The sequence below is a fragment of the Microcystis sp. M53598_WE2 genome (genome assembly GCF_030067735.1).
In the GTDB taxonomy this organism is placed as follows: domain Bacteria; phylum Cyanobacteriota; class Cyanobacteriia; order Cyanobacteriales; family Microcystaceae; genus Microcystis; species Microcystis aeruginosa.
Map to the genome: position 1 here is coordinate 1 of NZ_JASJFE010000313.1, position 3,017 is coordinate 3,017.

The following is a 3,017-nucleotide window of genomic DNA, read 5'->3' on the forward strand; positions in this document are numbered from 1 at the left end:
AAATTTACGCAAAGAAGTGGAAATTTTAGCTAGGGAAAATCAAACCACATTGATGTTATCTAATCAGGTTAAAATGGCCAGAGGTTTAAAAAATGCCACTAACGAATTAATCGAATGGCATATCGATAATTCCCAAAAAATGATTAATCAAGTAACCAGCGATCGCTATTTACAAGTAACCAACAAACCGGAGGAATATAGAGGAGTAGAAATCACTCCCGAATACACTTTAGGAATCCGTACCATCACAGGAAAATTATTAAATCCCGATGTTTTAAGTGCGGGAGAAAAGGAAGCTTTAGCTTTTGCTTTTATCACCGGTTTAAATCAAATAACTGATACTTGTGTTCCCCTAATTATGGATACACCTTTTGGACATTTAGACGAAGAACATCAAAAAAATATTATTAACTCTCTCCCTAATTTAAACTCCCAAGTAATTATTTTAGCCACCGATCGCGATCTTCCCGATCCACTTTTAAATCTGCTGCTTCCCTACACTACTGATATATTTAAAATACACCGTTTAGCTGCCGATGAAGATGCTTCCGTGATTGAAGTAATGGAGAGTTACTAATGCAGAGAATCGATCCCAGTTTGAAGATTTATGCCTCGGAAACTTCCAGAAATTATCTACAGGTACTAAAAGATAATAAAACCTTTGAGCGCATGGTAGATGCCTATTTATTCGCCGCTGCTTTTGCCATTAAACAAGACTTCAGTATCTACGGAACCACTCTGAGCAATCGACAAGATTTAATTACTATTAGCCAAATCGATCCAGAAGTTATTTTAGCTTTAACCGCAGGAATTTATATTATCTGTAAAAAGAATTCCTATCCTCAACCCAGCGATGGCAAAGAAGTTTTAGATAAGATCTGTCAATACGCAGAAGTGGGATTAAGGGAATTAAAAGAACGCTGGCAAGGCAAAGTCAGCAATCAAATCCAAGCTGATATTGAGAGAATTATCGATAATCTCTGAAATTCTCTGGCTCTAACTATCTTTTTTAGCGATAACGACAAATTACATTCTTTCCACACTGCCAAAAAAGACGGGTTCCACCCGAATAGCAACGATACTAGCCGGACGTAAAACCATATATTCCCCTTGGATATTTCTGATCGGAACATTGATAAAATCTTGGGAATCGGCTTTCGGAACTAATTCGTTACTGTACCACTTTTGAAATTCTTGGATAGTCAAAAAACGGACTTCCTCGCGATGTCCACTGCTTAAGAACAAATGTACTGCGTACTCGTCAGCTTTTCTACTCATTTTTTTTAACTAATCAGATTGAATTTTTGTAATAAAGTTGCCATTAAAGGCGGAAAAGTGAGACGCAATTCGCTAAGATCCGAGAAAATTAATTTTTGGTAGCTTGGCAGGTCAAAAGCCAGTTTACCCTTTAATTCCGCCCGATTTTGATAGGTTAGCAGAATTTGTCCGCCCTGTTTACAAGCGATCGCATAACCTAATTCTACACCCACTAGGGGACTGGGCAGTAATTCCGTTTCCTTTTGGCTAATCGCCGTAGCATCGGCAATAAATAATAAACTTTTGCGAATTTTGCGTAGTTGACTATCACTCAATCTGGTGACATTGCCCTCAGTTCGGGGCGTTTCTTCGATGGTTAAGGGCAAACGGGAGCGTTTATTGAGATTTTCGACGGTTTCGGTCAAAATTGTTCTTAAAGCGGTGCTAGAGTCCTTAAATTGGCTTTGGGAGCTAAAATAAATGACGGGATCCAACCAAGCGCTGAGGTCCTGTTTAGTAAAGTAAATTTCTTGGGAAATCAGGTCAATATTCGAGATGACGTAACCGCCACTACCTTCGAGGTAAAATTCCACCCTTTCCCCTTCTAGATAGCGTTGGAACCAGACAGAACCCTGTATCGTCAGACTATCATCGAGAAAATCGGCTCTTAAACCCGATTTTAAGAGACTATTGCGACTTAAGCGCAAGTCGTGGGGACGTTTGACAACCTCGCGGATAGGTTCGTATTTGTCCAGATACCAAGCTTTCAGGGCAATGATGGCCATAGGTGTGGCGATTAAAGACACTCTCCCATTTTAGCAGTAAGCACCGATATCCTCTCCACATTCATCGGCTAGGTAAGAAAGAGCGCGAAATCTTAACATCATCAGGTTTTCGTAGAGGGGATTTAGCTTGCAAAGGGGCGGAATCTCTAGAATTGTCCGGCTAAATAGGGTAATTTTCCTAGCAAAGGGACATTGAGCCGGAATTAGACGACAAATCCGATGAGCCAGTGCAGGTGTATTAATCTCTAGGCGATCAATTCGTTGCCGCAGGGGTTGCCATAAATCCCATTTTGGTTGCGGTGACGGGTTTTTCCGATTGCCTTTCGACCAAGGGGCGATCCAATTAGACAAAATTATTTTATTTGTGGTATAATCCGATACATCAGCATCGACCATAGCTTTACCTTCTATTGATTGACTCATAAGGTTCTATCTGAGATTACGACAGGGCGAACAATCTTTCCCGAAAATCCTCTGGGACGTTCGGACATTTGACCGCTTTAACGATAACATCTCTGGGATAAAATTACCCGTTAAGACTGCACGGGAACGCTGGGGCTGCGGCGAGGAAACTTGAACATTTGTACTAATTTTCCATCTCCGAGTTATCACCTGAAAGCTAATAGGCAACAGACGACAATAAGATAACGTCACCAGTGAGTTAACTAGATTAATCTCTAAGCTTCACCCAAAGATATTGGCTCTGATTAGAGCTATTACTAGGTTAGCAAAAAGTCAGGTTTTTTCACGTCAGCATAGTACACTTTTTCTGGGTATAAAATAGCACCCAGTTTTGTCAAAGATACGCAATCCAAGAAGTGGGGTATGGGGTGTAGGGTGTAGGGTGTGGGGTGTAGGGTGTGGGGTGTGGGAATTATGAATTATCAATTATAAATTATAAATTGGGTAGTTTTTTGCTGTGAATAGTAAACGGTGAACTGATAACTGATAACTGATAACTGATAACTGATAACT

General features: G+C 40.4%; 4 protein-coding genes and 1 pseudogene. 2 read left to right on the top strand and 3 right to left on the bottom strand.

Annotation, left to right across the window (positions count from 1 at the left end; genetic code table 11):
- Nucleotides 1-577: pseudogene (locus PX636_RS06805) on the top strand (AAA family ATPase); the annotation flags it as partial.
- Complete coding sequence (locus tag PX636_RS06810; RefSeq protein ID WP_002798003.1) at nucleotides 577-984, top strand: hypothetical protein; 408 nt, start codon at nucleotides 577-579, stop codon at nucleotides 982-984. The pseudogene PX636_RS06805 and the gene PX636_RS06810, both read left to right, overlap by 1 nt.
- A 42-nt stretch (nucleotides 985-1,026) precedes the next feature.
- Here the strand turns inward: PX636_RS06810 and PX636_RS06815 are convergent, their stop codons facing one another.
- Genes PX636_RS06815 through PX636_RS06825 form a run of 3 tightly spaced genes read right to left on the bottom strand, consistent with a single transcriptional unit; the run spans nucleotide 1,027 to nucleotide 2,465 of the window.
- Nucleotides 1,027-1,278, bottom strand: a complete 252-nt coding sequence (locus PX636_RS06815; protein ID WP_012266136.1) for a hypothetical protein — start codon at nucleotides 1,276-1,278, stop codon at nucleotides 1,027-1,029.
- A 5-nt stretch (nucleotides 1,279-1,283) separates the two neighbouring features.
- A complete protein-coding gene (locus PX636_RS06820) occupies nucleotides 1,284-2,042 on the bottom strand; it encodes a hypothetical protein (protein ID WP_012266137.1) in 759 nt (252 codons plus the stop codon).
- A 30-nt stretch (nucleotides 2,043-2,072) separates the two neighbouring features.
- Nucleotides 2,073-2,465, bottom strand: coding sequence for a Mo-dependent nitrogenase C-terminal domain-containing protein (locus PX636_RS06825; protein WP_002798006.1), 393 nt, complete (start codon nucleotides 2,463-2,465; stop codon nucleotides 2,073-2,075).
- Between the last annotated feature and the right edge of the window lie 552 nt (nucleotides 2,466-3,017).

Excerpts from the sequence above, each read along its gene's own strand:
- PX636_RS06815 (WP_012266136.1), bottom strand. The coding sequence starts at position 1,278 with ATGAGTAGAAAAGCTGACGAGTACGCAGTACATTTGTTCTTAAGCAGT.
- PX636_RS06820 (WP_012266137.1), bottom strand. The coding sequence starts at position 2,042 with ATGGCCATCATTGCCCTGAAAGCTTGGTATCTGGACAAATACGAACCT.
- PX636_RS06810 (WP_002798003.1), top strand. The coding sequence starts at position 577 with ATGCAGAGAATCGATCCCAGTTTGAAGATTTATGCCTCGGAAACTTCC.
- PX636_RS06825 (WP_002798006.1), bottom strand. The coding sequence starts at position 2,465 with ATGAGTCAATCAATAGAAGGTAAAGCTATGGTCGATGCTGATGTATCG.